The sequence below is a fragment of the Flavivirga sp. 57AJ16 genome, from assembly GCF_028736925.1.
Lineage (GTDB): Bacteria > Bacteroidota > Bacteroidia > Flavobacteriales > Flavobacteriaceae > Flavivirga.
The window spans coordinates 133,393-160,092 of sequence record NZ_JAQZAT010000003.1; the positions used below are offsets into that span (position 1 = coordinate 133,393).

Consider the following 26,700-nt stretch of genomic DNA (forward strand, 5'->3'; position numbering starts at 1 on the left):
ATTAGTAAGTGTTATAAAACATTAGTTTTCAATTGTTTGAATTTATGTTTTCTTTAATTTTTTAATCCAATAATAAAAGAATATTAACTTTATAATAAGGAAGCCAAGCTAATTTAGTAGAAAAATTCCTATGCGTACATCATTTCTATATATCCGTGTAAGCACTGATGAACAGGCATCTAAAGGATACTCTTTACGACATCAGGAGGAAAGTTTAATAAAATACTGTGAACAGAATGATATATTAATCCTCAAAACAATTCGTGAAGATTATTCAGCTAAAACATTCAACAGACCAGAATGGAACAATTTGCTGAAGCTGTTTAATCATGAAAAAGCAAAACGACCGAATCTAATCCTTTTTACTCGTTGGGATAGGTTTAGCAGAAATACAGGAGATGCCTATTACATGATTGCTCTTTTGAGAAAGAAGATGATTGAAGTACAAGCAATTGAGCAGTTACTTGATTTGGATATTCCCGAAAATAAACTCGTGTTGGCATTATATCTTGCTATTTCGGAAGTAGAAAATGACAGAAGAGCATTAAATGTAAAAAAAGCTTTGTATAAGGCCAGAAAAGAAGGGAGATGGATAGGTCCAGCACCCAAGGGTTATATCAATAAGACTATTGAAACAGGGAAAAAAGTTATTGTCCCTTTTGAGCCAGAGGCAACAATCATAAAAAATACCTTTGATCGCATATCACAAGGAGATATAAGCATAAGAGAAGTACATAGAATTGCAATACAATCTGGATTCAAATGTAGCTTTAGTAACTTCTATTGCCTGATACGAAACCCTGTGTATTGTGGCAAGATAAAGATTCCTGATTTTGAGAATGAAAAGAGTTGCATAGTTTCGGGAAATCATGAAGGCCTGGTTTCAGATAGCTTATTTGAAAAAGTACAAGAGATGTTGAACATCCGATCAAGAAAAATAATCAAGAAAACTAACAATAGTCATTTCCCTTTCAGAGGCATCCTTGTATGCCCAAAATGCGGTCATATACTTACGGGTAGTATTTCAAAAGGACGTAAAAAATACTATTCCTATTATCATTGTTATAACGGATGTAAATTTAGGATAAGAACAAGTAAAATAGACGAACAGTTTTTAGAACTTCTTAAAGGTTTAAATCCACCAGAGATTGTAATAGATCTATATAGGATTATCCTCAAAAAGTTATTTGATTCAAGTTTGAAAAAATGTTCCATGAAGCAAAACCAAGTTACAAAGAATTTAGAACATTTATTTAATCGATCAATTAAGGCAAAAGAATTGTTCCTTACGGGAGAGATTGACGAAGAGGATTTTAAAATTATAAAGAATGATTGTGAGATAAAGATAAATACAATGGGTAAGGAATTGCAACAAGTAACATTTGAAATGATGAAATTTCGGGATAACCTTAACAAAGAATCTTCCAAACTTTTTAATATGTTACAGCTTTACAAGGATGCGCCAGTTGATATTAAAAGGAAAATAATCAGGCTTTTATTGAAAAATGAAATTATTCAAACGGAAGAAGCTTTTCAAAATTTTACAATATCGGATATTGTTAATATTGTTTTTGGTATTGATGTCCATATCAATAAGAATTTAATTGAAAAAGCGGATACAAAAACAGTGTCCAATTATGATGAAGAGAGCAGATACTATTATAATGAACTATTGAAAGAAAGTGCATCTAAATCTATAAAGACCAGTTCTATATTTTGGAGTAAATTCCCCGAAATAACTGCTTTTCTCAAAAAAATGGCTTCCATTATTAATTTTCAATAGTATTTATTAAAGCAAATCGCTGATAATCCTTATGCTATGAAGGGTTCGAATCCTAAGAAGTCACCCTTACAGGATTTTCGAACCTTTTTTTATAAAAAGTATTTAAATTTAATAATAAACAATTGATTTACAGATTTTTATATAATATTCGAAAGTTCAAACTCTTAAAAAATGCTTTTTTAATCCAAGCAAAAGTCAAAAACAGATAAGAATCTGATTATTATAGTTTTATGAATAAGAAAAGCCACATGGCACTATTTGGCGCCATGTGGCTTTATGTGACCTCGACAGGATTCAAACCTGTAACCTCTTGAGCCGTAATCAAGTGCGCTATTCAGTTGCGCCACGAGGCCTTTTTTGTGGGTGCAAATATAAATATTTTTATTAAAACTTAATCAAATTTTTATTCCAAATTTGTAATTCATTACTTTTGAATATGTCAAAGGAATTATTATATCAGAAATTCAATCATGTTTTCGATAATACTTTAATAAGTGAGATCGAAAAAATTGGTACTACACGTACATTTACAAAAGATGATATTATCATTGATATCAATCAACCATTATTGTATATACCTCTTTTATTGAGTGGAAGCATTAAAATACTTCGAGAAGATAATGAGGGTAATGAATTACTCATTTATTTTTTAGAAGCAGGAGAAACCTGCACCATGTCGCTAACCTGTTGTATGGGGACTTCGAAAAGTAAAATCAGGGCCGTTGCCGAAAAGGATTCTAGCCTTATCATGGTACCTGTTCAAAAAATGCAGGAATGGTTTCATAATAATGAGAGCTGGCGAAATTTCATATTAGAAAGTTACCAAATACGTTTTGATGAAATGCTAGAAGCTATAGACAACCTTGCTTTTATGAAAATGGACCAACGTCTATATAAATACTTAATCAATAAAGTTAAACTTCACACATCTAAAATTATTATTGCAAAACATCAGGATATCGCAGAGGACTTACATACATCTCGTGTTGTTATTTCCAGGCTTTTAAAACAACTTGAAAACGAAAATAAAATAAAGCTCAGTAGAAATAAAATTGAAGTTTTATAATGAACCCGTTTTGACTTTTACTATTTCTAAAACCTGTCTACAGCAAGCAGGAGTGGTTAAAACCGTCCATATTTCGTTACTTTTATTATTCGTAGCGGTACTCGGATTCGCTCAGCACAAGTCCCTATGCCTTTCAAAAAGTGCCTTATCTAGACATATTTTATACCAATTCTGATTTAAATTCACTCATAAGAAAAGTAGTAGATTTTTGACTCAAATGAAAAATAAAATACATGCATAGCAGGACTACGGTTCTATTTTATTTTGAAATATTAGGCAAAAAGGTGCCATTTTATTGAGTAAATTTAAGGTAGAAATGGTATTGGTTAAAAACAAAAAGTCAAGATGAATTCAGGCAATAATGATACAGACAGGTAACATTTATTACAAAACTCCTTTGGTTTAACTTTACATTTGCGATAAATTAATCAGGTATGGAATACATTTTAAACCCTTGGCCATGGTATATATCTGGGCCACTTATTGCCATGGTTATGGCATTATTACTCTATTTTGGTAAAACATTTGGTATGTCCTCTAACCTTAGGACCATGTGCTCAATGATGGGGGCCGGAAAAACATCAGCCTTTTTTAAATTTAATTGGAAAGAGCAAATATGGAACCTAACTGTTGTACTTGGTGCCGTAATAGGTGGTTTTGTAGCAACGCAATATTTATCAAATGATAGCTTCACCAATTTAAATCCGACTACCATTGCCGAACTTCAAAATATGGGGTTTGAAAATTCTGGAGCCACATTAGTTCCTAATGAAATGTACAGCGCTGAAGCATTAACCTCTCCTAAAGGACTGCTTCTTTTGGTTCTAGGTGGGGTATTGGTTGGTTTTGGTACTCGCTATGCCGGCGGTTGCACTTCCGGGCATGCTATAACTGGGCTTAGCAGCTTACAAAAACCATCACTAATAGCTGTCATAGGCTTTTTTATTGGGGGATTAATAATGGCCAATTTTATTTTACCCTTAATTTTTTAAAACATGAAACGAACATTAACAAATTTTAAAAATTTCTTTATAAAAGATAATGTTTAAAATTCCTGCCGGCCGGCAGGCAGGCAGGTTTAATGAGAGAACGAGTGCAACGAGTGGTTGCATATGTTCTTAATTTTATAATTAATTTAATATCTGGTAATTATATAAATTTAAACGTATGAAATATTTAAAATTTTTATTAGTTGGCATTTTCTTCGGAATTGTTTTAGTAAAATCTGAAGCAGTTTCATGGTATAGAATATATGAGATGTTCAGATTTCAATCATTTCATATGTACGGTATTATAGGTACAGCCATTGCTTCTGGAATTTTATTTCTTCAAATTTCAAAAAGAGGTATTATAAAGAGCATCAAAGGCGCCGATATTTTTGTTCCTAAAAAAGAAAAAGGTATTTCTAGATATATCATTGGCGGGACACTTTTTGGATTTGGTTGGGCGCTTATCGGGGCATGCCCAGGCCCTATGTATATCCTATTAGGTACAGGTGTATATAGCATGATTATTGTAATTGCCGCTGCCATGTTAGGGACGTTTATTTATGGAACAATAAAAGATAAACTTCCGCATTAATGGACTTCATACAACTCTTAGGATATATTGGAGCGTTAATTGTTGGATTGGTTTTAGGATTAATTGGAGGGGGAGGCTCTATACTCACCGTCCCTTTATTAGTTTATCTTCTAGGTTACAATCCAGTTGTTGCAACAGCGTATTCTCTTTTTGTAGTAGGGACCTCCTCTATGGTAGGCACTTATCAAAAATACAAAAAAGGTTTTGTCGATTTTAAAATAGGTCTGGCCTTTTCATTCCCGTCCTTTATTGCGGTTTATTTATCGAGACGCTATTTAGTTCCAGGTATTCCAGATACGCTTTTTAGTTTTGGTGACCACGCCCTTACCAAAGAAATGGGCATTATGATATTTTTTGCTTTTATTATGCTATTAGCTTCATTTTCCATGATAAAAAAGGAAAAGAAGAACAAAGGTGTCATTTTACCTTCCCAACCCTACTACAAAACATTTGTTCAGGGTTTAATTATTGGAACTGTAACAGGTCTCATTGGTGCTGGTGGTGGTTTTTTATATGTGCCTGCCCTAGTCGTTTGGGCAAATATCCCAATGAAAAAAGCAGTAGGTACTTCTTTGATTATTGTAACCATCAATTCTCTAATTGGTTTTATAGGAGACGTTCAAACTTTAGAAATTGAATGGCTATTTTTGCTTTCTTTTACCCTAATTTCTATCATAGGAATTATTTTAGGGGTCTTTATATCAAAATTTATAAGTGGCAAGAAACTTAAAAAAAGCTTTGGTTTCTTTGTTTTAATAATGGCTGTTTATATTATTTATAAAGAACTTAAATAATGGTAATGTGACTTAAGTCACAAAAAGAACCGTTCAGGATTCGTATTTTTGAAAGGCTTTAATTCAAAAGATTACCTCACCTCATCTTCTGGTTAATAAAAAATAGATCATGAAAATAGAACAAATTTATACAGGATGTTTAGCTCAAGGAGCTTATTATATAGAATCTAATGGTGAAGTTGCCATTATTGACCCATTACGAGAAACGCAGCAATATGTAGATAAAGCAAAGAAAGAAGATGCTAAAATCAAATATATTTTTGAAACTCATTTTCATGCTGATTTTGTTTCCGGGCATGTCGATTTAGCAAAAAAGACAGGGGCCACCATTGTTTTCGGCCCTGGAGCCGAAACAGACTATGATGCACATATAGCATCGGATAATGAAGTGTTTAATATTGGAAATATTACGATTAAAGTATTACACACACCTGGTCACACCTTAGAATCGTCAACATTTCTTTTAATTGATGAAAAAGGAAATAACCACGCTATTTTTAGTGGAGACACCTTGTTTTTGGGTGATGTAGGACGTCCTGATTTGGCAATAAAATCTGATTTAACAAAAGAAGATTTAGCTGGGATGTTATATGAATCCTTGAGAAATAAAATTATACCATTAGCAGATAACATTATTGTATATCCTGCGCATGGTGCTGGTTCTGCTTGTGGAAAAAACCTAAGTAAAGAAACCATAGGGCTTTTAGGGGATCAGAAAAAAACAAATTATGCTTTAAGAGCCGATATGACAAAAGAAGAGTTTGTAGAAGAAGTTTTAGACGGCATTGCACCACCTCCACAATATTTTGCCAAAAATGCCATGATGAACAAATCTGGTTATGATAATTTTGATACTGTTCTTCAAAAAGGAGATACGGGACTAGACCCAGAAACATTCGAAGCTATTGCAAACCAAGAAGGCGCCTTGGTGCTTGATGTTAGAACTGAAAAAGAATTCGTAAAAGCGCATATTCCTAATTCCATTTTTATTGGAATCAATGGTGGGTTCGCTCCATGGGTCGGTGCTTTAATTACCGATTTAAAGCAACCTATCTTACTCGTTTCACCAGAAGGAAAAGAAAAAGAGACCGTAACTCGATTATCCCGTGTTGGTTACGATAATACGCTAGGCTATCTAAAAGGCGGTATTAATGCATGGAAAAATGCAAATAAAGACATTGAAACCATAGAGTCTATAACTGCTAACGAGTTTTCTAATCGATTTAAAAAAGAGGCTATTAATACGCTTGATGTTAGAAAAGATGGCGAATATAAGTCGGAACACCTCGATAGTGATTCTGTGCAGCATTTTGCCTTAGACTATATGAACGATAATATGAATGCTATCGATAAAACCAAAACCTATCATATACACTGTGCTGGCGGATATCGTTCGGTTATTGCGGCATCTATTTTAAAAGCCAGAGGTTTTAACGTTATAGATATTGCCGGTGGTTTTGCTGCTATTAAAAATACGGACTTGCCAACAACTACTTTCGTTTGCCCGTCAACCTTATGAAAATGAAAATAACATTAGAAATACAAAATCTTAAATGCGGCGGTTGTGCCAACACAATTATGAGCAAGTTATCGAATATAGAAAACATTAGTGATGTAACAATTAACAATGAAGCACATGCCGTTTCTTTTTCTTATAAAAACGATAAAACGCTTTTAGAAGCTAAACAATTATTACATAAAATTGGCTATCCCATTGTTGGAGAAAAAAATGTGCTCGCTACAAAAGCTAAATCTTTTGTTAGTTGTGCCATTGGTAGAATGAATGGCTAATATTATACGATTTCTGCGCTTAATCCTGCTTCAAGAAGCATGGAACAACGTGGTTTTAGGTCATCATATAAACCCGTTTTAACCGTACATTTTCCTTTATAATGCACTATAAGCGAGCATTGCTCTGCTTGTTCTGCAGTATGATCGCAAGCATAGATGAGAGTCTCTATAACATGATCGAACGTATTAACGTCGTCATTAAATAAAACAATTTCATTTTGAGTTGATACTTCTTCTTCAAGTAGTAATTCTTCTGATATTTTTTCTTTAGAACTCATTTTCCAATTTTTATACTAAAATAATTTATTTTTCTTAAACAAAAAGAATAAGGACACCAAAATGATGCCCCTTCTAAACATAAAGCTATTTTTATTAAGAATATTAGTACATATATTGTAACCCAATAATATCATCATAGTCAAACTCTCCATCCTCTGAAGAATTAAAACAAGAGACCATAATTGAATTCGGGTATAACCTGCAGATGTCCCCCGAATGGCATTTGCACCTATTGTTCCAATCCCTTCATTCACATTTTGACCACAACTCTGTCTTGTTTGCCAATCTGTATGCCTAGATCCAACTGAATGCCCTATTTCATGAGTAATTTACAGGCTCTATAAATAAACAACGATATAGAAGAATATTTTTGTGATTTACCATATATATTAAGATTTCTTGTCACAAAAAACAGTGATTTATTGAAAATAGCCTAAAGGCTTATTTTTTCTTAAACTCTAAAGCCACCCAATTATTTCTTTCTAATTGGAACCGAAGTTCAAGGTTGTTTGTATTACATGCTTCTTTTATAACTGGAATATCGTCGTTGTAAAAACCACTTAAAAACATGGTCCCTTTTTTGTTTAAACAAGATACGTAAGTCTCCATATCTTGCAATAAAATATTACGGTTAATATTGGCTATAATAACATCATACTTTTTACCTTTTAAAACCGACGCATCTCCTTCTATAACGGTAATATGATTACAATTGTTACGTTCAACATTTTCGATGCTGTTTAAATAACACCAATTATCATAATCTACAGCATCAATAGGTTTTGCGCCTTTCATTTCTGCCAAAATAGCTAATACGCCCGTACCACATCCCATATCTAAAACAGACTTGTTAGCAACATCATTTTTTAAAATATGTTGAATCATCATATGTGTCGTTTCATGATGTCCAGTACCAAAACTCATTTTTGGCTCAATTATAATATCGTACTTTGTACCTGGTTTTTCATGAAATGGTGCACGGACAGTACATACATCGTCAACAACAATAGGATTGAAATTCTTCTCCCACTCTTGATTCCAATTGGTTTGTTCAATCTCATTAAAGGTAAAATTAATTTCAAATTCATCTGAATTTAAAATATGAATATCTTCAAGGATAGCTTCGTTCCAATCTTCTTTTTGAATATATGCCGTAACCCCGTTTTTGGTTTCAACAAAACTTTCAAAACCAGAATAACCCAATTCTGCAATAAGTATTTCTACTCCCGGTTGCACGGGTTTTACTTTAAACTCGTAACCTATATAAGTCATATTAGACATAGCCCATTTTTTCGACTGCAAAGATAGAAGTAATACTATAATAAATCAGCCACCTCTGTCTATTTTAATAAAATACAATAAGGGTGTTTCCTATTTTTTGTAAATCAAGAAACACCCTTATTTAATAAATTGTCCATAATTTATTTCAAAACTATTAGACTATTTTTTTTACGTTTAAAATGCATTTACAATAGCAAAAAAATCGTCTGCATTAAGTGAAGCGCCTCCAATTAAGCCACCATCGACATCTGGCTTGGAAAAAATTTCCTCGGCATTTGCAGGCTTTACGCTACCTCCGTAAAGAATTGAAACCTCATCGGCAACATCATTCCCGTATTTATCGGCCAATGTCTTTCTTATAAAAGCATGCATATCCTGTGCTTGCTCTGGGCTGGCAGTTTCACCCGTACCAATTGCCCAAACCGGCTCATAAGCTAATATGATATTTTGGTAAGAAGCTGCATTTAAATGAAACAAAGCATTTTTAATTTGATTTCCAACGACCGTTTCCTCATTTCCAGATTTTCTATCGGCTAACTCTTCTCCAAAACAAAAAATCACACGCATACCCTTTGATAATGCTGCATCTACTTTTTTTGCAAGTAATTCATCTGTTTCATTAAAATACTCACGACGCTCGCTATGTCCTAAAATGACTGTTTTTATTCCAATACTTTTAAGCATACCAGCGCTTACTTCTCCAGTATAGGCACCGTTTTCCGCAAAATGCATATTTTGTGCAATAACTTCTATATTAGTGTTTCTCAACACTCCAAAAGCATGAAATAAATTAGTAAATGTTGGCGCTATCATAACCTCAGCATTTGAAGTTTTGGTTCTGTTTTTCAGCTCATTGATCAATAATTCCGTTTGCGATAAATCATTATTCATCTTCCAGTTACCTGCTACAATATTTTTTCTCATAATCTGTTGCTAACCTTCAATTTATTAAAGGACATTTTATTATTTCTAATTAATTATTTCAATTTTGAAATGCTAAAATAGTTATTTTTTCAATGCTTCTATTAACTTATCGTCATCAGCTTCAATAACATTAAATACAACGATTTCGCCAGCTTTATTCACCACCATATATCTAGGAATCCAGCCAATATTCACAAAATCTGCGAATGGACAATCCTGTCCGTTTTGCATATAATAGTGGTCACCTATAATATCGTACTTATCTATGCCCCTTTTCCAAGCGTCTTCTCCCCTATCTAAAGATAAAAACACATAAGAGACCTCTTTAAACTTATTTTGTAAATGCTTCACTTTAGGCATACTTTTTATGCAATCGCTACACCATGAAGCCCAAATATCTATAACGATTGTTTTTCCTTTATTGGCTTCCAATATTTCATTAAAAGTTATAGAACCCCCTTCTAGAGTTGTAAAGGTATCATTTAATGCTTCCTCAGAAAATTGCTTGGGTCCTTTAGTGCAATTTAAAAAACAAATTAACAGGATGATTAAATATTTCTTTTTGTTCATGATTTAATATGTTATTAAGGTTTTCATTAAAATGAAAAATCATTCCAATTTTACTTTTGGATCTAACCAAACATATATTAAGTCAACAAAAATATTGATAATTACAAACATCGTAGCTATCACTAAAACCGATCCCATGATAACGGGCAAATCCAATGTATTTAAGGCGTATACTATCTCTTTTCCCAATCCGTTCCAACCAAAAATATACTCTACAAAAACGGCTCCTGCCAACATAGAAGCAAACCAACCGGATATTGCAGTAACTACAGGGTTTAGGGCATTCTTAACGGCATGTCTTTTTATAATTTGAAATTCGCTTAACCCTTTCGCCCTTGCCGTGCGAATATAATCCTGGTTAAAAACTTCCAATAACGAATTTCGCATGAGTTGAATTACCACAGCCAGCGGACGAATGCCTAGTACCATAGCCGGAAGGATCAAGTTTTTCCATTTAATATGCATAGCTTCACCAAAATCGTCCAACTCATATAAGCTCCCTGTCATTTCAAAATTCGTATACTCATGCAGTATATATCCAAAAAACCAAGCAAATAAAATAGCACTAAAAAAAGATGGAATACTCATACCAAAAGTGCTAAAAACCTGAATCGTTTTATCCAACAATCCATCTTTATAAAGCGCCGAAACGATTCCTAATAAAATACCTAAAACCATAGCTATTACAATAGCTGTTACCGCTAAAACAAAAGTATTAGGCAATGTCTCTGCTAGTACATGACTTACCTTTTTTCCTTGTTTTGTAAAAGATTCCCTTAAATAGGGCAACTTTAAAACTACAATAGTGTTCCCTATTGAAAACAGCCTGGTTGCACTATACTTTCCTGCTCTTAAAAAAGTGTAATCACCTTGTTTTTTTGAGTGAAATGAAATAGGCAACAAATCATTTATATAATAAAAATACTGCGTACTTATAGGTTTATCGAATCCGTATTTTTGTTTTACAATGTCCAGTTGTTTACTATCTTCATTTTGCCCCAACATCATTTGTGCAGGATCTCCAGGAAGCACATTAAATAAAAAGAAGATAACAGTAACTACTCCAAATAATGTGAGTAAAGCATATGAGATTTTATTTAGTAAGTAGCTTATCAGTTGTTGGTTGTTGGTTGTTGGTTGTTAGGTTTTAACGTCACTTCAATAATGCCAGTATAAATGGTGTTATTTTGAGTATTCAACGCTGCTAGTGCTAAAGAATCCTTTACGACATTAATACTTTCAATTTTTTCTTTTTCTAAAGCCTCTATGCTTTCTTTAGTCGATAACTCTCCGTTAATAAAATAAGCCATAATGTCCTCAGCTACTTTTGGCTCCTGTTTTCTTTCAACTTTTGGCAACTCTAAATTATCAATATCGTTCCAATGTACTTTTTGCTTAATGGTACCTGCATCCAATTCTATAATACCAGGGTTAGAACGCACCACCGTTTTAAGGGCTTTTTCATCACACAAATAAAATTCAAAATCAATACCATAGGCTTCTTTAATTTGTTGTTTTGCATCTGCTCCAGAAGCTGTCAAACCAATTACCTTATAGCCATTTTTAATGGCCCTTTCAGATAAAGCCTTTAATTTTTTAGCGCCTTCCTGCTCTATTTTCTCTAAACTATAAGAGATTACGACTATGAGGTTTTCTTCAGTTAAAAATGCTTGTGTTAAATCTTCATCTTCGCTTTCTATTGAAAAATCATAAATAGGTGGTTGGTATCCTTCTTGAACCACTTTAGTATCAACGCCAATAAAATCACCCTTGACAGACGGATAAGAACCATTGGTAGTAATGATCTTCTCTTCTCCATCGACACTAAACTTCCAACTATATTCTACAATAGGCTTTACAGCATCTTCGGGAACGCTCATACCCTCTTGAATATTTGCTCCAATTTTATATGCTCTAAAATCTTTAACAGGCAAATGCTCTAGTACATAATAACCAAACCAAAGACTAAAAATAAAACCCAATAAAGCAAGAACCGTTGTTATTAGCTTATTAAATACAGGCTTAATATGCCGTATTCCAAAAAACAAAATCAATATAAAAAACAGTAAAACCAAATCTTTTATAAAACTTTCCCATGGTGTTAACTTTAAAGCATCTCCAAAACAACCACAATCTTTTACCTTATCGAAATACGCTGAATAGAAGGTTAAAAATGTAAAAAACATAATCATTCCCAACAAACTCCAAATGGTAAACTTCGGTTTATAACCAATAAGCAAAAACACCCCTAAAACAACTTCAAACACCACTACCAAAACAGAAACCATTAATGCATAAGGTTCTAAAAAAGTAATGTTTAAAACATCTGCACTAAAATACTCTTCTAATTTATACGAAAACCCTAAAGGGTCGTTTAGCTTTATTAATCCAGAAATGATGAATAAAACGCCCACAAATATTCGACTTATTGCTACTATTATTTTCATTAAAATCCCTTTTAAAAAAGACCTTTTGACTTTTGTTCATACTGGACGTAGACAAAGTACTCAAGGTAACTATTTGTTATTATTATTTTTCGTTTAAATGTATTAATGCAAAAATGGCATAATTAATCATGTCTTGATAGTTGGCATCAATACCCTCGCTCACCAATGTTTTGCCTGCATTGTCTTCAATTTGTTTAACTCGCAATAATTTTTGTAAAATTAAATCGGTTAAACTGCTTACTCTCATATCACGCCATGCTTCACCATAATCGTGATTTTTATCTTGCATGAGCTGCTTAGTAATGGCTACTTGTTTTTCGTATAATTTGATGGCCGTTTCCGTAGATAGATCGGGTTGCTCAACCACACCTTTTTCCAACTGAATCAAGGCCATGATACAGTAGTTTATAATACCAATAAATTCACTTTCCTCACCCTCTTCTACTTTTCTAACATCATTTTGCTGAAGCCCTCTAATACGTTGTGCTTTAATAAAAATTTGATCGGTGAGCGATGATAAGCGCAATATACGCCACGCACTGCCATAATCCGACATTTTTTTTATGAATAAACTTTTACACGTATCGATGACGGCATCATATTGTTTTGAAGTATCTTGCATGAATTAAAATGTATTTTGCGTAAATTTCGCATAAAAAAGTTTAACCATCAAAGTTTCAGGTTTAAAGTTTTAAACTTAGTACAAACACCATACAAAAAGGTATAAATGACAATAAACTGCAAAGGAAAACTCATTGATTTAACATCGCCAAAAGTGATGGGTATTCTAAACATAACGCCAGATTCGTTCTATGATGGCGGACAGCATAAAAATGACAGGGATGTTTTAAAGCATGTCGAGTTAATGCTTACTAGTGGTGCCACTTTTGTAGATATTGGAGCATACAGTTCACGCCCTAACGCAGACCATGTTAGTGAAACCGACGAATTAAAAAGAATCCTACCTATCATCCATTTAATCTTAAAGGAATTCCCTAAGGTTTTACTTTCTATTGATACGTTTAGAAGTAACGTTGCAAAACAATGCATAGAAGCTGGAGCAGCACTAATCAATGATATTTCTGCAGGAAAATTAGATGATAACATGCTGCAAACTATTGCCAATTTACATGTTCCTTATATTATGATGCATATGAGAGGGACACCACAAACCATGCTACAAAAAACCGATTACGATGATATCATTAAGGATATGCTCTTTTATTTTTCCGAACGCATTGCCGCTGCAAAACAATTAGGGATCATCGACATTATTGTGGACCCTGGGTTTGGGTTTGCCAAAGCTCTGGAACAAAATTATGAATTGTTAAATAAACTTGAGCGTTTTAAAACAATAGAAAAACCTTTATTAGTTGGTATTTCCAGAAAATCCATGATTTATAAAACTTTAGAAACTTCGGCTAAAGAATCCCTTAATGGCACCAGTGTTTTAAACACGATTGCCTTACAAAAAGGAGCTTCAATTTTAAGAGTCCATGATGTTAAAGAAGCCATGGAATGTATTAAATTAGTTCAATCTGTTGTTAGCCACTAAAATTATGAAAAATACTATTCTCATAGTTCTTATTAGCTTGGTATGTTCTTGCGGAAAAGACAAAATACTCCATCTTCCTGAGGTTGATCATTCTGAAATATCTGAAATAAATGATGTATCGCCTGCTTATTTATTTTATGATACTACACAAAAAGATAGTGTTGAATTAAACAGAAAGAACTTAATTAGCACCACAAACTGGCTCGTTAATGTTGATAAACGCTTAACACTTAAACAAGCGATTCCACATATAAAATTTCTTCAAGATAAAAAGCAAAATTCGAGTCATAAAAATAAAAATGCAAAAAACTATTTTACCTGTAACGACATTAGCAAAAAGAATTTAGGATTTATTGATTTTACGGATGTGGTTTATATAAAAAAGAGCATTATAAATGTACTTGCTGATAATCATTCAATACCAAATAACACGCTAATCATTCATTTTGATTCATCTAAAAACATAAAAATCAATTCTTTTTTTGACAAAATTAATATAACCCATTCTAATATCTCAGAATTAAATCATAGCATCACATCACTATCAGAAAATAAAAATAATGCCTCAGTCTTGTTATGCTTTGATGATCATTTGAGTTTTAATGAGTATATTTTATTTAAATCGGTTTTATCAAGACTAAAAAGCAAATCCATATCAATATCAAAGAACGAATTCATTTCTAATTAACCATATTTTCTTAAATTTACCAAAACCCACTACTGTTGGATATTTTTAAAGACATCTTAGATTTACGCCTCATCGATTATGTTGATGTTGTTCTCGTAGCCCTTTTACTTTATTATGTTTATAAGCTAGTAAAAGGCACTGTGGCCATAAATATCTTTATAGGTATTATTATTATTTATTTAGTCTGGAAACTTACCGAATTCCTTGATATGGAATTGCTAACCAGTATTTTTGGTGGCTTTATGAAGGTGGGGATTATTGCTTTAATCGTTGTATTCCAGCCAGAAATTCGCAAATTTTTATTAATGGTAGGTTCTACCAATTTTAATAGGCGGCGCAAATTTTTAAAACAACTTAAGTTTCTAAAAACCGAAACTAAAGACGAAACCGATGTAGATGCTATTATTTCGGCTTGCAACAAAATGGCTATATCTAAAACTGGTGCCTTAATAGTTTTTGAAAAGAACAATAATTTAGATTTTTTATCATCGTCTGGAGATGAAATGAATATAAAGGTGACCCAACCTATTATTGAAAGTATCTTTTTTAAAAATAGTCCGTTGCATGATGGTGCCATTATAGTTAACAATAATATTGTAAAAGCAACACGGGTTATCCTTCCTGTAAATAATGAAAAAAATATTCCGTTACGTTTTGGTCTCCGTCACAGAGCTGCCATTGGGGTTACTGAAAAAACAGACGCCCTGGCACTTGTTGTAAGTGAAGAGACGGGACGTATCTCTTATTTTAAAGATGGTGAGTTTGTAGTTTTTGATGATATCAATCAACTTAACTTAATGATTAAAGAAGACCTTTCTTAATCTTATACAAAAGTTGTAATACCAAATGAATTTTAAAATGATTGGTAATAAATTTGAATTATATTTTCTTTAAATTTCAATAAAAAGCAAACTCCAGGGTAGGTTCTGGATCCTGAAAATAGATCCTAAATTCGTAGTAATTAGCAAATAAAATGTGCCTTGAATAATTTGAATTATAGTACGCTTATATAAAATAGAAAACATGTGCGAAGCTTCCTGCCTGCCGGCGAGCTACGGTGTACCCACATCTTTTTTCAATATAAAAAACAAAAGTTTACTTACTTTTCTTTGCCCGTCCAAAGAAAAGTAACAAAAGAAAAGACGCCCTTTCGAGAGGGATTTCTTCTCATGCTATCGCCAGAGAAGAACCGGGGACAAAACTTCGCGTCGCCCCACCCGCAATATCCAACGCCAATGCTCCTGTTCCTCGAAGCTTTTGTACCCTATCCTTCCGAAAGGTCGGGGACAGCCCTATGGCCTTTTCCCGACAATGAGCAGAGAGACCAGACCGCACTAAAAAAGAAAAGAACACTAAAAAACAAACCCTCCGGCTGTATGTTACCACATACAGTCACCTCCCTTTTTAGCAAAAAAGGGAGGAACCCGTCTCGGACAAGCCGTTGGCACAAAGTAGATACTAATTAACTTGTGTGAATTTTTGTATTATTTGTAGGTACACCGTAGCTACCGGCGAGCCAGGAACTGGGTATGAAAGCATAGTCTTAGTTATGGGGTTATTTTATCTTGAAATATAAGTGCCATAGAAATCGAAGATTCATGAACTCCTATTTTTAAAATGAAAGATAGTGAACTAAACGAATTATTAGGCTTATTTTATTTATTGGTATAATATGCTAGCTATTGAAATACTGAAACATTTATACCGAATTTAGCTCAACAAGTTCAGCACATGAAGCGGGGTTAGCCTGCCACGACAAAGGCGTGAACTAATAAAACTTAAAGCACTTCTTCCTGCAAAAACTGAACTTCGTATAAGTTTTTATAATAGCCATCCTTTTTCTCAAGCAATTCTTTATGAGTTCCCTGCTCTACTATATTACCAGTATCCATCACTATAATTCTATCTGCTTTTTTAACGGTTGCCAATCGATGGGCAATAACAATGGAAGTTCTTCCTTTAGTTATTTTATCCGTGGCATTTTGAATGAGCTGTTCTGAATACGAATCGACAGATGATGTCGCCTCATCTAACACCAAAATACTAGGGTTGGTTACATAAGCCCTTAAAAACGATATAAGTTGTCGCTGGCCAGAGGATAGCATAACCCCTCTTTCTTTTACATTATAGTGATAACCGTTTGGCAAACTCATTATAAAATCGTGAATGCCAATATCCCTTGCTGCCTGTTGAACTTGCGCTTCTGTTATTTCAGGATGATTTAATGTAATATTATTTAAAATAGTATCTGCAAATAAAAATACATCCTGTAATACCACAGCTATCTGAGTACGCAACGACCCTAAAGTGACTTGTTTAATATCAATACCATCAACATAAATAACACCATCTTTAATTTCATAAAAACGATTTAACAAATTAATAATAGTGGATTTACCCGCTCCAGTTGCTCCAACAATAGCAATGGTTTCGCCCGCATTTACATCAAACGTTATGCCTTTTAAAACTTCTTCATTTTCCACATAGCTAAAAATGACATTGTCAAATTTTATATGGCCTTTTAAATGCTTTGCAACATGTGTTCCTGTATCATCAATTTGTGAAGTAGTATCTAAAACCTTGAACACCCTGGTTGCTGCTACCATTCCCATTTGTAGTGTATTAAACTTATCAGCTATTTGACGCAGTGGCCTAAATAACATAGGAACATACATGATAAATGCCACTAACACACCTTCTGTAACCGTTCCATCCAGCACAACATTCAATCCTCCGTACCAAGCTATTAAACCAATGGTCACAGATGACGATAGATCTGCTAACGGAAAGAAAATAGAATTATACCAAACGGTTTTAAGCCAGCCTTTTTTATGTCTCTCGTTTATTTTTTTAAAGTTTTTATATTCAACAGCTTCACGGGTAAATAATTGCAAAATCTTCATACCTGTTAACCGTTCCTGCACAAAAGAATTTAAATTAGACACTTCGGTTCTCACCTCTTCGAAAGCTTTCTTCATATATTTTTGAAAAATACGTGTTGCGTACAGCAATAAGGGCAACATAATAAATACAATCAAACTCAATCGCCAATTCGTATAAATCATAATCCCAAAAACCGCTGTCATGGTAAGCAAATCCCTAAAGATCATGAACAAACCTTGACCAAAAATATCAGCGATACGTTCCATATCGGTCACGGCTCTTGTAATGAGTACCCCTACTGAAGAATTATCATAATACTTCATTTTAAAACGCAATAAATGATCGAATAATTTTATACGCACATCCACCACTAAACTTTGCCCTAACCACGCAGCATAATAAATAAATGCCAATTGAAATATTGTTTGAAAAATTAAAATGGCAAACATGATTATAACATAAAAGAGAAACTCCTTAGGTTGTTGTCCCATAATGCTATTATCTATTGCAAATTGAGTTACCCGAGGCATTGCCGCACTAAAAACAGCCAATAGAATTACCAAAAGCACCAGCCCTAAAAAAACAAATTTATAAGGTTTTATATATTGAAAAAGACGCTTAAATAAAGTAACGTCAAATATTTTTTCTTGCTTTTTACTCATTTATCTTTATATCGTTTGGATATGCTACTTCTGTTAAATATAACCCATGTGCAGGTACTGAAAACCCAGCTTTACTCCTGTTTTTGGACTTTATAATGGTATGTAAATCTTCAACATTTATTTTACCTAAACCAATATTGATCATAGTGCCTACAATGGCACGTACCATATTACGCAAAAATCTATCGGCTTGTATCACAAAATGGAGCTCATTATCTTTTAAGGTCCATGTGGCTTTCATGATATTGCAATAATACGTTTTTACATCGGTATTACTTTTTGAAAAGCATTGAAAATCTTTATACATAAATAAAACCCCTACAGCTTTATTCATTTTTTCAATATCCAAATCTTGCTTCACAAAAAAACTATTGTCAAACGAAAACACATTCTTTTTTAGTGTTATTCTATATAAATAAGTTCTACTCACCGCATCAAAACGAGCATGTGCATCGTCTTTTACTTTTAAAATATTATGAATAGCAATATCTTTTGGCAAATAGGAATTCAATTTATAAACTAAATTCGTTTTATTAAAAATAGCCTGAGTATCAAAATGTGCAAACATTTGAGAAGCATGTACACCTGTATCGGTACGACCTGCTCCTGTAATAGAAATAGTTTCTTTTAAAAGCATGGACAATGCTTTTTCTACAACTTCCTGTACAGATATGTCTTTTGGTTGATTTTGCCAACCATGATATGCACTGCCATTATAAGAAAGTTCTATAAAATACCTCAATCTGATTCAATACTTTTGTAAAATGAATACCATATCATATTTAAATTTACCCTACAGCTAATTTATACAATACAATAGTATGCAAAGATAGATAGTTTTGTTATTCCTGCGAAGGCAGACATCTTAATTATATATTAAAAATTAAGAAGAAAGAACGCTGCGCTGAAAGATAAAAGAATATAGACTTGTTTCTAATTATTTTTAAAAAGATTATAGTTATTCGAGTAAAATTATCGAATTTAGCTTGAAACCAAGAAATGTATTTACAAAAGCTTTACTGATTAGACACCCTACTTTCAATAAAATGTGGAACTGTCTGAATAATTCTGATTTATGGAAAGTAACATTTGTTTGTTTTTCCGTTTGTCAGTTATACCTTTAAATGAACATTAATTGAAATAAACATATTAAAACAAGCTTTACAACTGTAAAAAACAAATTGTTTTCCCACACATACTATGACAAAAATATTATTACTATCCGATACACATAGTTATATCGACAACGACATTTTAAAATACGTAAAACAAGTAGATGAAGTTTGGCATGCAGGAGATATAGGCGATTTAAAAGTAACGGACGCTATAAAAAACTTAAAACCTTTACGTGCTGTTTTTGGCAATATTGACGATAATAAAGTGAGAATGGAATTTCCTGAAAATAACCGTTTTATGTGCGAAGATGTTGATGTTTGGATAACACATATTGGAGGCTACCCAAATGCTTATAACTTAAGAATTAGAGATGAAATAAAACTAAATCCTCCTAAACTCTTTATTTGTGGCCATTCACATATACTAAAAGTAATGCCCGACAAAAAATTACATTTACTACATATGAATCCAGGCGCCGTTGGTAAACATGGTTTTCATAAAACACGTACCATGCTCCGTTTTACTATTGATGGTAGTAAAATTGACCATTTAGAAGTCATTGAATTTAATAAACGTTAAAGCCTTTCCTAAAGCGCTTCCAAAGGGAAGGATCACCTCACACTCCAACATATAACGTTCCATTTGTATTTTGTATATTATTATAACTTAGGATTGAGTGTTTCCCTCATCTGGAGGGATTAAGGGAGGCCTATTAAAAAAACCCAAAGCTTTCACTTTGGGTTCTAACGCACTAATACTACTAAGATGTTAGGTTTATCGCAATCGATCTACAGATTTTACAAGATCTTCATCCTTTTTGATGGCCTTATTGGCTAATGCCAAAAACACGATAGAAACAATAGGAAGAAGCATCCCAATACCTTTCTCAGAAACCGCCGTTTCTCCAGATATGCTTAGAGATTGATATACAAAAAATCCTAGTAAAATAAAGTTTAATATGATGTTAAGTCGTCCCAGAACAAATTGAGACTTCCTGTTTTTGTACATAAAAATAGCTATTAGAGATAATATTGCAGAACCTAAAAAGAATCCCAAGTACAGCATATTATCTTTAGCAAATACATTAATACCTTCATCTGTAATCCATAAATGAAATACAAAAATAAGGCCAGCAGAAACCCCTGCGGCTATTATAAGGTATATCGTTTGAATGCGTTGTAACATATAGTTTTAAAAAACTCGAAAGCAAAAATAATAGTTTCTTTTATAAAAATACCCTTAAAAATTAAAATAAAGTTGTATAATTGCAATATAATTCTCAACAATCGCTATTACAAGCGGTTAATTCTTCAGAAACAAGAAATCATTTTTCAGAATTACTCAAAATTTGTATTCAAAATATATTCAATTAAAGCATAAATGTTTGAAATTTCACAACTAAAAGAAAAGAAGCTCTCTGACTTACAAGAGATTGCGAAAAAAATGAACGTTCCTAAATACCGTTCATTAAAAAAATTAGATTTAGTTTACCAAATACTAGATCAACAAGCTGCCGATCCAAAAGCAGTTAAAGCTGCTGCCGTTTTGCCTGCTAAGTCAACAGAAGACAAACCAGCTAATAAGCCCGCAGTAAGAAAACCTAGACAACGGGTGCAAAAACCTACTAAAGCGGCACCTGTAAAAAAAGAAGAAAAAAACGCAACAGACCAAAAGGTTGAAACTGTAACAGAGAAGGTAGAAAATTCCAAAGCTATAGAAAAGGTTGACACTCCCAACCCTATTGCCAAACAGGACAAAGACGAGCAAAAACAAGACAACAGTCCAAACAAACAAAGAAACCAAAACGACAATCAGCAAAAGACGCATCAAAGACGAGATAAAAATCAACATAAAAATCAAAAAAATGGTAATGTCGATTCTGGCAATAAAGATGGCAGAAACCGCTACAGAGAACCAGATTTTGAGTTTGATGCCATCATAGAAAGTGAGGGTGTTTTAGATATTATGCAAGATGGTTACGGTTTTTTACGATCATCAGATTACAACTATCTATCATCGCCAGATGACATTTATGTTTCACAATCACAAATTAGGTTATTCGGTTTAAAAACCGGCGATACCGTTCTGGGCCATGTAAGACCACCTAAAGAAGGCGAAAAATATTTTCCATTAATCAAGGTAAGTAGAATTAATGGGCAAAACCCTAATGTGGTAAGGGATAGAGTATCTTTCGAGCACTTAACACCTTTATTTCCACAAGAGAAGTTCACTTTGGCCGAAAAGCAAAGTACTATTTCTACTAGGATAATGGATTTATTCTCTCCAATAGGAAAAGGACAACGTGGTATGATTGTATCACAACCAAAAACAGGAAAAACAATGTTATTAAAGGATGTTGCAAATGCTATAGCAGCAAATCATCCTGAAGTATATCAAATGATTTTGTTAATTGATGAGCGTCCTGAGGAGGTAACAGATATGCAACGCAATGTACGTGGCGAAGTTATTGCTTCGACCTTCGATAAAGAAGCACATGAACATGTAAAAATCGCAAACATCGTACTGGAAAAAGCAAAACGATTAGTTGAATGTGGCCATGATGTTGTTATTCTATTAGATTCTATTACACGTTTGGCAAGAGCCTACAATACGGTTCAACCTGCCTCTGGTAAAATATTAAGTGGTGGTGTTGATGCCAATGCACTCCATAAACCAAAACGTTTCTTTGGCGCAGCCAGAAATATCGAAAATGGTGGTTCTTTAACCATCATCGCAACAGCATTAACTGAAACTGGTTCTAAAATGGACGAGGTCATCTTTGAAGAATTTAAAGGAACCGGTAACATGGAATTACAGTTAGATAGAAAAATTTCTAACCGTAGAATTTTCCCTGCTATAGACCTAACATCATCAAGTACACGTCGTGATGATATATTACTGGACGAAAGCACTATTCAACGTATGTGGGTTATGCGTAAGTATCTTGCAGACATGAACCCCGTTGAAGCTATGGAATTTATTAACGAACGTTTCAAACAAACACGAAATAACGAAGAATTTTTAATATCTATGAATGGGTAACATTTATATCAGTTCTGATTTTAAATTGCTCAAATAAAACAGCTATTTTTTACATAGGTAAAAAAGGGCAAATGTTAGTGGGTCATTTTAAGTTAGAAATGGTATTATAGATAAAAACTGAATATAAAGCCTTAGCATATTATTGTTAAGGCTTTTTTAGTAAATGTACCTTCCTGAAATATGTTGGGAGAAGTGCGCGTTGGGGGTTAAAATAACTTACGGACAAAAATAACACGAATATGAAATTTTATACTTCGATTCTAAAAGGACTGAATCCTTATTACGATGCTGAATTGAACGAATATCAAATGGCGTGTGCAAACGGAAATTTAAAAAGTGTGTGGAACCATTTAGAGCGTGCGCACATAATTCCCATATACTCATAGTTTTGTATATTGGAATAACACATGGAACATTTATGGAAAAAGAGGTTTTAATAATTTTGGGCAGCCCTAATTCACCTTCTGGCAAATTAAGTGCTATTTCAATAAGTAGATTGAATTACTGTGCCAATCGTTATCAGAAAGGAAATCTTATACTTTGTACTGGAGGATGGGGAGCACATTTTAATACCTCAAAAAATTCACACGCATCAATTGCGAAACAATTTTTAATTAAAAAAGGGCTTTTAGAAGAAGATTTTTTGGATTTTGCTTTATCAGGGAATACGGTTGATGATGCCGTAAAAATAAAACCGATTATATCTAAATTAGGGAAAGTTAAATTAACAATAATTACTTCTGACTATCATTTAAAAAGAGTGGAACTAATCTTCAACGAAATACTAGAAGGTTATACAATGGATTTTATTGGTGTGAAAAGCCATTTGGAACAAGAAGTATATAATACGCTAGTACAGCACGAAAAAAAGGCCATAAACTCTATTTTAAAAAACGGGCTTTATTATTAATAAAAAGTAAGAGCATAGTATTTAAAATCCAATATTGATATTTAATTTAGTAATACTCCAAAAAAGTTAGGATAACCTTCCGCTAACCTATCTTGGTTTAACCCTCCTAAATTTCGACAAGATCGAAATGATCCTCCCTTTTCAAAACTACCATGTGTACACAAATAAAGCACAATAAAAAGATTGGACACGAATGGCACAAATTTTCACTAATTATTCTGTCTATCGACAGATTTCAAGCCTATATAGTCTAGGGATTCTTATTCATGCTGTGTCCAATCTATTCCATAATGTATTGGATTCGTGTGAATTTGTGCCATTCGTATCTTTTTTATAGATGTGTACTCTCGGTAGTTTTGAAAAGAGAGGAACAGGATCGTCTCATGTTTTCGGTATTGTTTTAAATTTTATTCTACATGTTGATCCAATAGGGCTCTTCTCTTAAATTTAAGAAGAGATGAATTTTAATCTTAAAATTGGAAAAAAGAGGTGTTTTTATGGGTGCTTTATTATTACGACCCTCTCTCAAATACCTAGAAAAGGGATTATACCTTAAAGTGACTGTTATACGCTTGATTATGGTTTGTTATATATAATTTCATACTTCATGCAACTTTTGGATTAATCCAAAAAAAAGACTGTCTTTTTCAGACAGCCTTTTTTAGTTTCTTCAAGCGCTCAAGATAAACTACTTCTCGTCTCAAGTTAAAAACAGCTTTAAAACTGCTTCGTCCAGTTTGCTTTGAGATTCCTGCCTTCGCAGGAATTTGAAGAGCCGATGGAGGGACTCCCTTCGACTACGCTCAGGATAAACTTCTCGTCCCAAGTCAAAAAATGCTTTAAAACCATTTAATCAACTTCCTTTTGCGCTATTCACTTTTTCAGAGCCGATGGAGGGACTCGAACCCACGACCTGCTGATTACAAATCAGCTGCTCTAGCCAGCTGAGCTACATCGGCTTATTTAACGGCTGCAAATATAATATCTAATTTAATATTTGCAAGGAGTCCGTGAAAAAATTTATCCTAATTTATTGATTTTTTCAATTAAGGCTCTGCCTTTAGTTTCCAGCTCTGCATTAATAGCCTTAAAATGCTTTTTTGCATTATCTACATCTTTAGCATTCACCTTAGCTATCAATTCATCAAAAATGGCAATTGCTTCATCAATAATTGCCTCACTCTTCTTTGTGTCTTTGTCTGTATTTGCGTATTCCCATACGTAAACTGCTTCTATAATATCACCTAAAACATAATTAATGTCTTTTTTTAGGTCTCTAACATTTGCCATAATCTATATTTTTATATGATTGCAAAATTAAACATAAACTTCCAATAGTGTAGCATTTTTGGCGGCTATTTCATAATCAATAATTGCTGCAGGAAGTAATATTGTTTCTCCCTTTTTAATAGGCTCAGAAACACCACCAACCAAAATCTCTGCATCGCCTTCTACACACATATATATTATAAATGAATCATATTCATTTTTCTTTTTTAATGTTTCGGTAACCTTTAAATAGCTGGTCGTAAAATAAGGACAGCTTACCATTTCATTAGATTGATTTTCTGTTTTAGAATATGCTACTCTAAAATTATCGGGCATGTTAAAATCGAATGCATCAATCGCTAAATCGTTATGTAGTTCCCTTTCGTTACCAGCATCATCTACACGGTCCCAATCGTAAACACGGTAAGTGATGTCACTTGTTTGTTGTATTTCAGCGACCATCACTCCTGCTCCTATAGCATGAATACGACCAACTTCAATAAAATAAGTGTCTCCAACTTTTACTTCATCAAAATTTAAAATCTCGGTGAGTGTTTTGTTTTCTAGATGACTTAAATATTTCTCTGGAGTCATGTCTTGATTAAACCCAACAATTAAATTCGCCCCTTCATCGGCTTGTAGTGTATACCACATTTCGGTTTTTCCAAAAGAATTATGTCTTTTGGCCGCTAACTCATCATTAGGGTGTAATTGTATTGATAAGTCTTCTCGAGCATCAATAAACTTGATAAGTAAAGGAAATTTATTTCCAAATATCCTATAGTTTTTATCTCCTATCAAATGCCCCTTGAAAGTTTCTAAAAGTTGTTTTAACGAATGTCCAGCCAAACTGCCATTAGACACTATGGACGTATCTCCTTCTACATCACTAATTTCCCAGCTTTCACCAATATTTGGTAGGTCGCTTTCTTTATTGAGAATGGTTTTTAATTTTTGCCCGCCCCAGATTTTATCTTTTAAAATAGGGTTAAATTTAATAGGGTATAAAGTATTGTTCATTTATTTTCCTGAATAGGTTACAAAATTACGAGGTGTTTCAAAAAGAGTGATTTCCAATTCTAAATGTGCCGCCAATTTTGACTTCACTTTGTTATAAATTACGACGGCTATATTTTCGGCCGTTGGATTCAAATCTTTAAATTCCACCACTTCTACATTTAAATTTTTATGATCGAAAGCATCTTCTACTTCAGATTTAATAATATCTTTTAAGATTTTCATGTCAATAACATAACCTGTTTCTTCATCAATCTCTCCTGTAATACTAACAATGAGTTCATAATTATGACCATGGAAGTTTGGGTTATTACATTTTCCAAAAACATGGTCATTTTTCTCAAAACTCCAATCTTTTCGATACAAGCGATGGGCTGCATTAAAGTGTGCCTTTCTACTAACGGTTACTTTCATTTGGAAATGTTTATATGTTCGTAGAATTTATCAAAAATCACCTTAAACCATGCTGTATACAAGTCTGGCTGAAACAAAATATCTGCCTTAATAGCCTCTAAAGACATCCATTTCCAACTAGCTACTTCATCTGGATTAATAATAGGCTCATTATTATAATTTCCTAGTAAAACATAATCGTACTCATGCTCGGTTAGCCCATTATCAAATGGTGCTTTATAGATAAATGAAATCGATTCCTCTAAGTCTACCACAAATCCCATTTCTTCTTCTAAACGTCTTTTTCCTGCCTCAATATTAGTTTCTCCATCACGCTGATGACTGCAACAAGTATTGGTCCAAAGTCCTGGAGAATGGTATTTACCTAAAGCTCTTTGCTGTAGCATTAACTCATGTTTATCATTAAAAATAAAAACTGAAAATGCACGATGCAATAAAGCTTTTTCATGGGCCTCCATTTTTGGCATCAATCCGATTTGCTCATCCCTATCATTAACAAGAATTACTTTTTCCTCTTCCATAGAACAGCAAAAATACCAAGTAAATTTTAAAAAACATATTCTAATACCAATTTTAAGTTAAAGCTTAGCTATAAAATAAAAAAGCTGTCTAAAAAGTATCATTCATG

At 33.2% G+C, this 26,700-nt stretch carries 29 protein-coding genes, 2 tRNA genes and 1 pseudogene; 14 read left to right on the forward strand and 18 right to left on the reverse strand.

The genetic code is table 11. The features are described from left to right. Positions 1 to 130 precede the first annotated feature (130 nt). Complete coding sequence (locus PQO00_RS04535) at positions 131 to 1,783, forward strand: recombinase family protein (RefSeq protein WP_274183645.1); 1,653 nt, start codon at positions 131 to 133, stop codon at positions 1,781 to 1,783. Positions 1,784 to 2,062: 279 nt separating this feature from the next. Here PQO00_RS04535 and PQO00_RS04540 read toward each other — a convergent pair. After that, positions 2,063 to 2,136 (reverse strand) — tRNA-Arg (locus tag PQO00_RS04540). 83 nt (positions 2,137 to 2,219) lie between these two features. Here PQO00_RS04540 and PQO00_RS04545 point away from each other — a divergent pair. From PQO00_RS04545 to PQO00_RS04570, 6 genes are all read left to right on the forward strand, one after another. Next, the gene (locus tag PQO00_RS04545) at positions 2,220 to 2,849 is read left to right on the forward strand and encodes a Crp/Fnr family transcriptional regulator (RefSeq protein WP_274183646.1); all 630 of its coding nucleotides are present in this window, start codon (positions 2,220 to 2,222) and stop codon (positions 2,847 to 2,849) included. Between the two features lie 434 nt (positions 2,850 to 3,283). Next, the gene (locus tag PQO00_RS04550; RefSeq protein ID WP_274183647.1) at positions 3,284 to 3,841 is read left to right on the forward strand and encodes a YeeE/YedE family protein; all 558 of its coding nucleotides are present in this window, start codon (positions 3,284 to 3,286) and stop codon (positions 3,839 to 3,841) included. 175 nt (positions 3,842 to 4,016) lie between these two features. Continuing rightward, positions 4,017 to 4,430, forward strand: a complete 414-nt coding sequence (locus tag PQO00_RS04555; protein WP_274183648.1) for a DUF6691 family protein — start codon at positions 4,017 to 4,019, stop codon at positions 4,428 to 4,430. Continuing rightward, entirely contained in the window at positions 4,430 to 5,224 is a 795-nt protein-coding gene (locus tag PQO00_RS04560) for a sulfite exporter TauE/SafE family protein (RefSeq protein ID WP_274183649.1), read from the forward strand. Before PQO00_RS04555 ends, PQO00_RS04560 begins: the two co-directional genes overlap by 1 nt. A 109-nt stretch (positions 5,225 to 5,333) precedes the next feature. Then, entirely contained in the window at positions 5,334 to 6,743 is a 1,410-nt protein-coding gene (locus PQO00_RS04565) for a rhodanese-like domain-containing protein (protein WP_274183650.1), read from the forward strand. A gap of 2 nt (positions 6,744 to 6,745) precedes the next feature. Further along, positions 6,746 to 7,015, forward strand: coding sequence for a heavy-metal-associated domain-containing protein (locus PQO00_RS04570; protein WP_274183651.1), 270 nt, complete (start codon positions 6,746 to 6,748; stop codon positions 7,013 to 7,015). A gap of 2 nt (positions 7,016 to 7,017) precedes the next feature. Here the strand turns inward: PQO00_RS04570 and PQO00_RS04575 are convergent, their stop codons facing one another. The 9 genes and pseudogenes from PQO00_RS04575 to PQO00_RS04615 form a co-directional block, all read right to left on the reverse strand. Continuing rightward, entirely contained in the window at positions 7,018 to 7,293 is a 276-nt protein-coding gene (locus PQO00_RS04575) for an ATP-dependent Clp protease adaptor ClpS (RefSeq protein WP_274183652.1), read from the reverse strand. A gap of 103 nt (positions 7,294 to 7,396) precedes the next feature. Then, positions 7,397 to 7,474, reverse strand: coding sequence for a M57 family metalloprotease (locus PQO00_RS04580; RefSeq protein WP_274183788.1), 78 nt, complete (start codon positions 7,472 to 7,474; stop codon positions 7,397 to 7,399). 71 nt (positions 7,475 to 7,545) lie between these two features. Continuing rightward, a pseudogene (locus PQO00_RS04585) lies at positions 7,546 to 7,623 on the reverse strand (M57 family metalloprotease); the annotation flags it as partial. A 112-nt stretch (positions 7,624 to 7,735) separates the two neighbouring features. Further along, the gene (prmA, locus tag PQO00_RS04590; protein ID WP_274183653.1) at positions 7,736 to 8,575 is read right to left on the reverse strand and encodes a 50S ribosomal protein L11 methyltransferase; all 840 of its coding nucleotides are present in this window, start codon (positions 8,573 to 8,575) and stop codon (positions 7,736 to 7,738) included. 174 nt (positions 8,576 to 8,749) lie between these two features. Continuing rightward, positions 8,750 to 9,499 (reverse strand): triose-phosphate isomerase, encoded by a 750-nt coding sequence (tpiA, locus tag PQO00_RS04595; RefSeq protein ID WP_274183654.1) that lies wholly within the window; start codon positions 9,497 to 9,499, stop codon positions 8,750 to 8,752. Between the two features lie 81 nt (positions 9,500 to 9,580). Next, complete coding sequence (locus PQO00_RS04600; RefSeq protein WP_274183655.1) at positions 9,581 to 10,069, reverse strand: TlpA disulfide reductase family protein; 489 nt, start codon at positions 10,067 to 10,069, stop codon at positions 9,581 to 9,583. 39 nt (positions 10,070 to 10,108) lie between these two features. Beyond that, positions 10,109 to 11,185, reverse strand: coding sequence for an ABC transporter permease (locus tag PQO00_RS04605; protein ID WP_274183789.1), 1,077 nt, complete (start codon positions 11,183 to 11,185; stop codon positions 10,109 to 10,111). Continuing rightward, the gene (locus PQO00_RS04610; RefSeq protein ID WP_274183656.1) at positions 11,182 to 12,516 is read right to left on the reverse strand and encodes a BT_3928 family protein; all 1,335 of its coding nucleotides are present in this window, start codon (positions 12,514 to 12,516) and stop codon (positions 11,182 to 11,184) included. The genes PQO00_RS04605 and PQO00_RS04610 overlap by 4 nt, the downstream gene beginning before the upstream one ends. Before the next feature lie 82 nt (positions 12,517 to 12,598). After that, positions 12,599 to 13,138: a DUF1599 domain-containing protein gene (locus PQO00_RS04615; RefSeq protein WP_274183657.1), complete on the reverse strand. Its 540-nt coding sequence runs from the start codon at positions 13,136 to 13,138 to the stop codon at positions 12,599 to 12,601. 105 nt (positions 13,139 to 13,243) lie between these two features. Between PQO00_RS04615 and folP the strand changes: the two genes are divergently transcribed. The 3 genes from folP to PQO00_RS04630 are packed head-to-tail and all read left to right on the forward strand — an operon-like array spanning position 13,244 to position 15,580. Next, complete coding sequence (gene folP / locus PQO00_RS04620) at positions 13,244 to 14,071, forward strand: dihydropteroate synthase (RefSeq protein WP_274183658.1); 828 nt, start codon at positions 13,244 to 13,246, stop codon at positions 14,069 to 14,071. A 4-nt stretch (positions 14,072 to 14,075) separates the two neighbouring features. After that, positions 14,076 to 14,759, forward strand: a complete 684-nt coding sequence (locus PQO00_RS04625; protein WP_274183659.1) for a hypothetical protein — start codon at positions 14,076 to 14,078, stop codon at positions 14,757 to 14,759. Between the two features lie 35 nt (positions 14,760 to 14,794). Continuing rightward, positions 14,795 to 15,580 (forward strand): diadenylate cyclase, encoded by a 786-nt coding sequence (locus PQO00_RS04630; RefSeq protein WP_274183660.1) that lies wholly within the window; start codon positions 14,795 to 14,797, stop codon positions 15,578 to 15,580. 957 nt (positions 15,581 to 16,537) lie between these two features. Here PQO00_RS04630 and PQO00_RS04635 read toward each other — a convergent pair. Next, complete coding sequence (locus tag PQO00_RS04635; RefSeq protein WP_274183661.1) at positions 16,538 to 18,304, reverse strand: ABC transporter ATP-binding protein; 1,767 nt, start codon at positions 18,302 to 18,304, stop codon at positions 16,538 to 16,540. Further along, positions 18,297 to 19,046, reverse strand: coding sequence for a tRNA pseudouridine(38-40) synthase TruA (gene truA, locus PQO00_RS04640; protein WP_274183662.1), 750 nt, complete (start codon positions 19,044 to 19,046; stop codon positions 18,297 to 18,299). Before truA ends, PQO00_RS04635 begins: the two co-directional genes overlap by 8 nt. Before the next feature lie 458 nt (positions 19,047 to 19,504). On the opposite strand from truA, the gene PQO00_RS04645 reads away from it, so the two are divergent. After that, complete coding sequence (locus PQO00_RS04645) at positions 19,505 to 19,999, forward strand: metallophosphoesterase (protein WP_274183663.1); 495 nt, start codon at positions 19,505 to 19,507, stop codon at positions 19,997 to 19,999. Positions 20,000 to 20,194: 195 nt separating this feature from the next. Here the strand turns inward: PQO00_RS04645 and PQO00_RS04650 are convergent, their stop codons facing one another. After that, positions 20,195 to 20,605, reverse strand: coding sequence for a DUF4293 domain-containing protein (locus PQO00_RS04650; RefSeq protein ID WP_274183664.1), 411 nt, complete (start codon positions 20,603 to 20,605; stop codon positions 20,195 to 20,197). Between the two features lie 195 nt (positions 20,606 to 20,800). On the opposite strand from PQO00_RS04650, the gene rho reads away from it, so the two are divergent. The 3 genes from rho (at position 20,801) to PQO00_RS04665 (ending at position 23,372) form a co-directional block, all read left to right on the forward strand. Next, the gene (gene rho, locus PQO00_RS04655) at positions 20,801 to 22,462 is read left to right on the forward strand and encodes a transcription termination factor Rho (RefSeq protein WP_274183665.1); all 1,662 of its coding nucleotides are present in this window, start codon (positions 20,801 to 20,803) and stop codon (positions 22,460 to 22,462) included. Positions 22,463 to 22,701: 239 nt separating this feature from the next. After that, on the forward strand, positions 22,702 to 22,848 hold the full coding sequence (locus PQO00_RS04660; protein WP_274183666.1) for a DUF3703 domain-containing protein: 147 nt from the start codon (positions 22,702 to 22,704) through the stop codon (positions 22,846 to 22,848). Between the two features lie 2 nt (positions 22,849 to 22,850). Then, complete coding sequence (locus PQO00_RS04665) at positions 22,851 to 23,372, forward strand: YdcF family protein (RefSeq protein WP_274183667.1); 522 nt, start codon at positions 22,851 to 22,853, stop codon at positions 23,370 to 23,372. Positions 23,373 to 24,257: 885 nt separating this feature from the next. On the opposite strand, the gene PQO00_RS04670 is transcribed toward PQO00_RS04665, so the two are convergent. From PQO00_RS04670 to idi, 5 genes are all read right to left on the reverse strand, one after another. Next, positions 24,258 to 24,331, reverse strand: a tRNA-Thr gene (locus tag PQO00_RS04670). 61 nt (positions 24,332 to 24,392) lie between these two features. Then, positions 24,393 to 24,662 carry a hypothetical protein gene (locus tag PQO00_RS04675; RefSeq protein ID WP_274183668.1) on the reverse strand — a complete coding sequence of 90 codons (270 nt, stop codon included), beginning with the start codon at positions 24,660 to 24,662 and terminating at the stop codon, positions 24,393 to 24,395. A 27-nt stretch (positions 24,663 to 24,689) separates the two neighbouring features. Continuing rightward, the gene (locus PQO00_RS04680) at positions 24,690 to 25,661 is read right to left on the reverse strand and encodes a type I phosphomannose isomerase catalytic subunit (protein WP_274183669.1); all 972 of its coding nucleotides are present in this window, start codon (positions 25,659 to 25,661) and stop codon (positions 24,690 to 24,692) included. Continuing rightward, on the reverse strand, positions 25,662 to 26,072 hold the full coding sequence (locus PQO00_RS04685; protein WP_274183670.1) for a 6-carboxytetrahydropterin synthase: 411 nt from the start codon (positions 26,070 to 26,072) through the stop codon (positions 25,662 to 25,664). After that, positions 26,069 to 26,593, reverse strand: a complete 525-nt coding sequence (gene idi / locus PQO00_RS04690; protein WP_274183671.1) for an isopentenyl-diphosphate Delta-isomerase — start codon at positions 26,591 to 26,593, stop codon at positions 26,069 to 26,071. The genes PQO00_RS04685 and idi overlap by 4 nt, the downstream gene beginning before the upstream one ends. Positions 26,594 to 26,700: the final 107 nt, after the last annotated feature.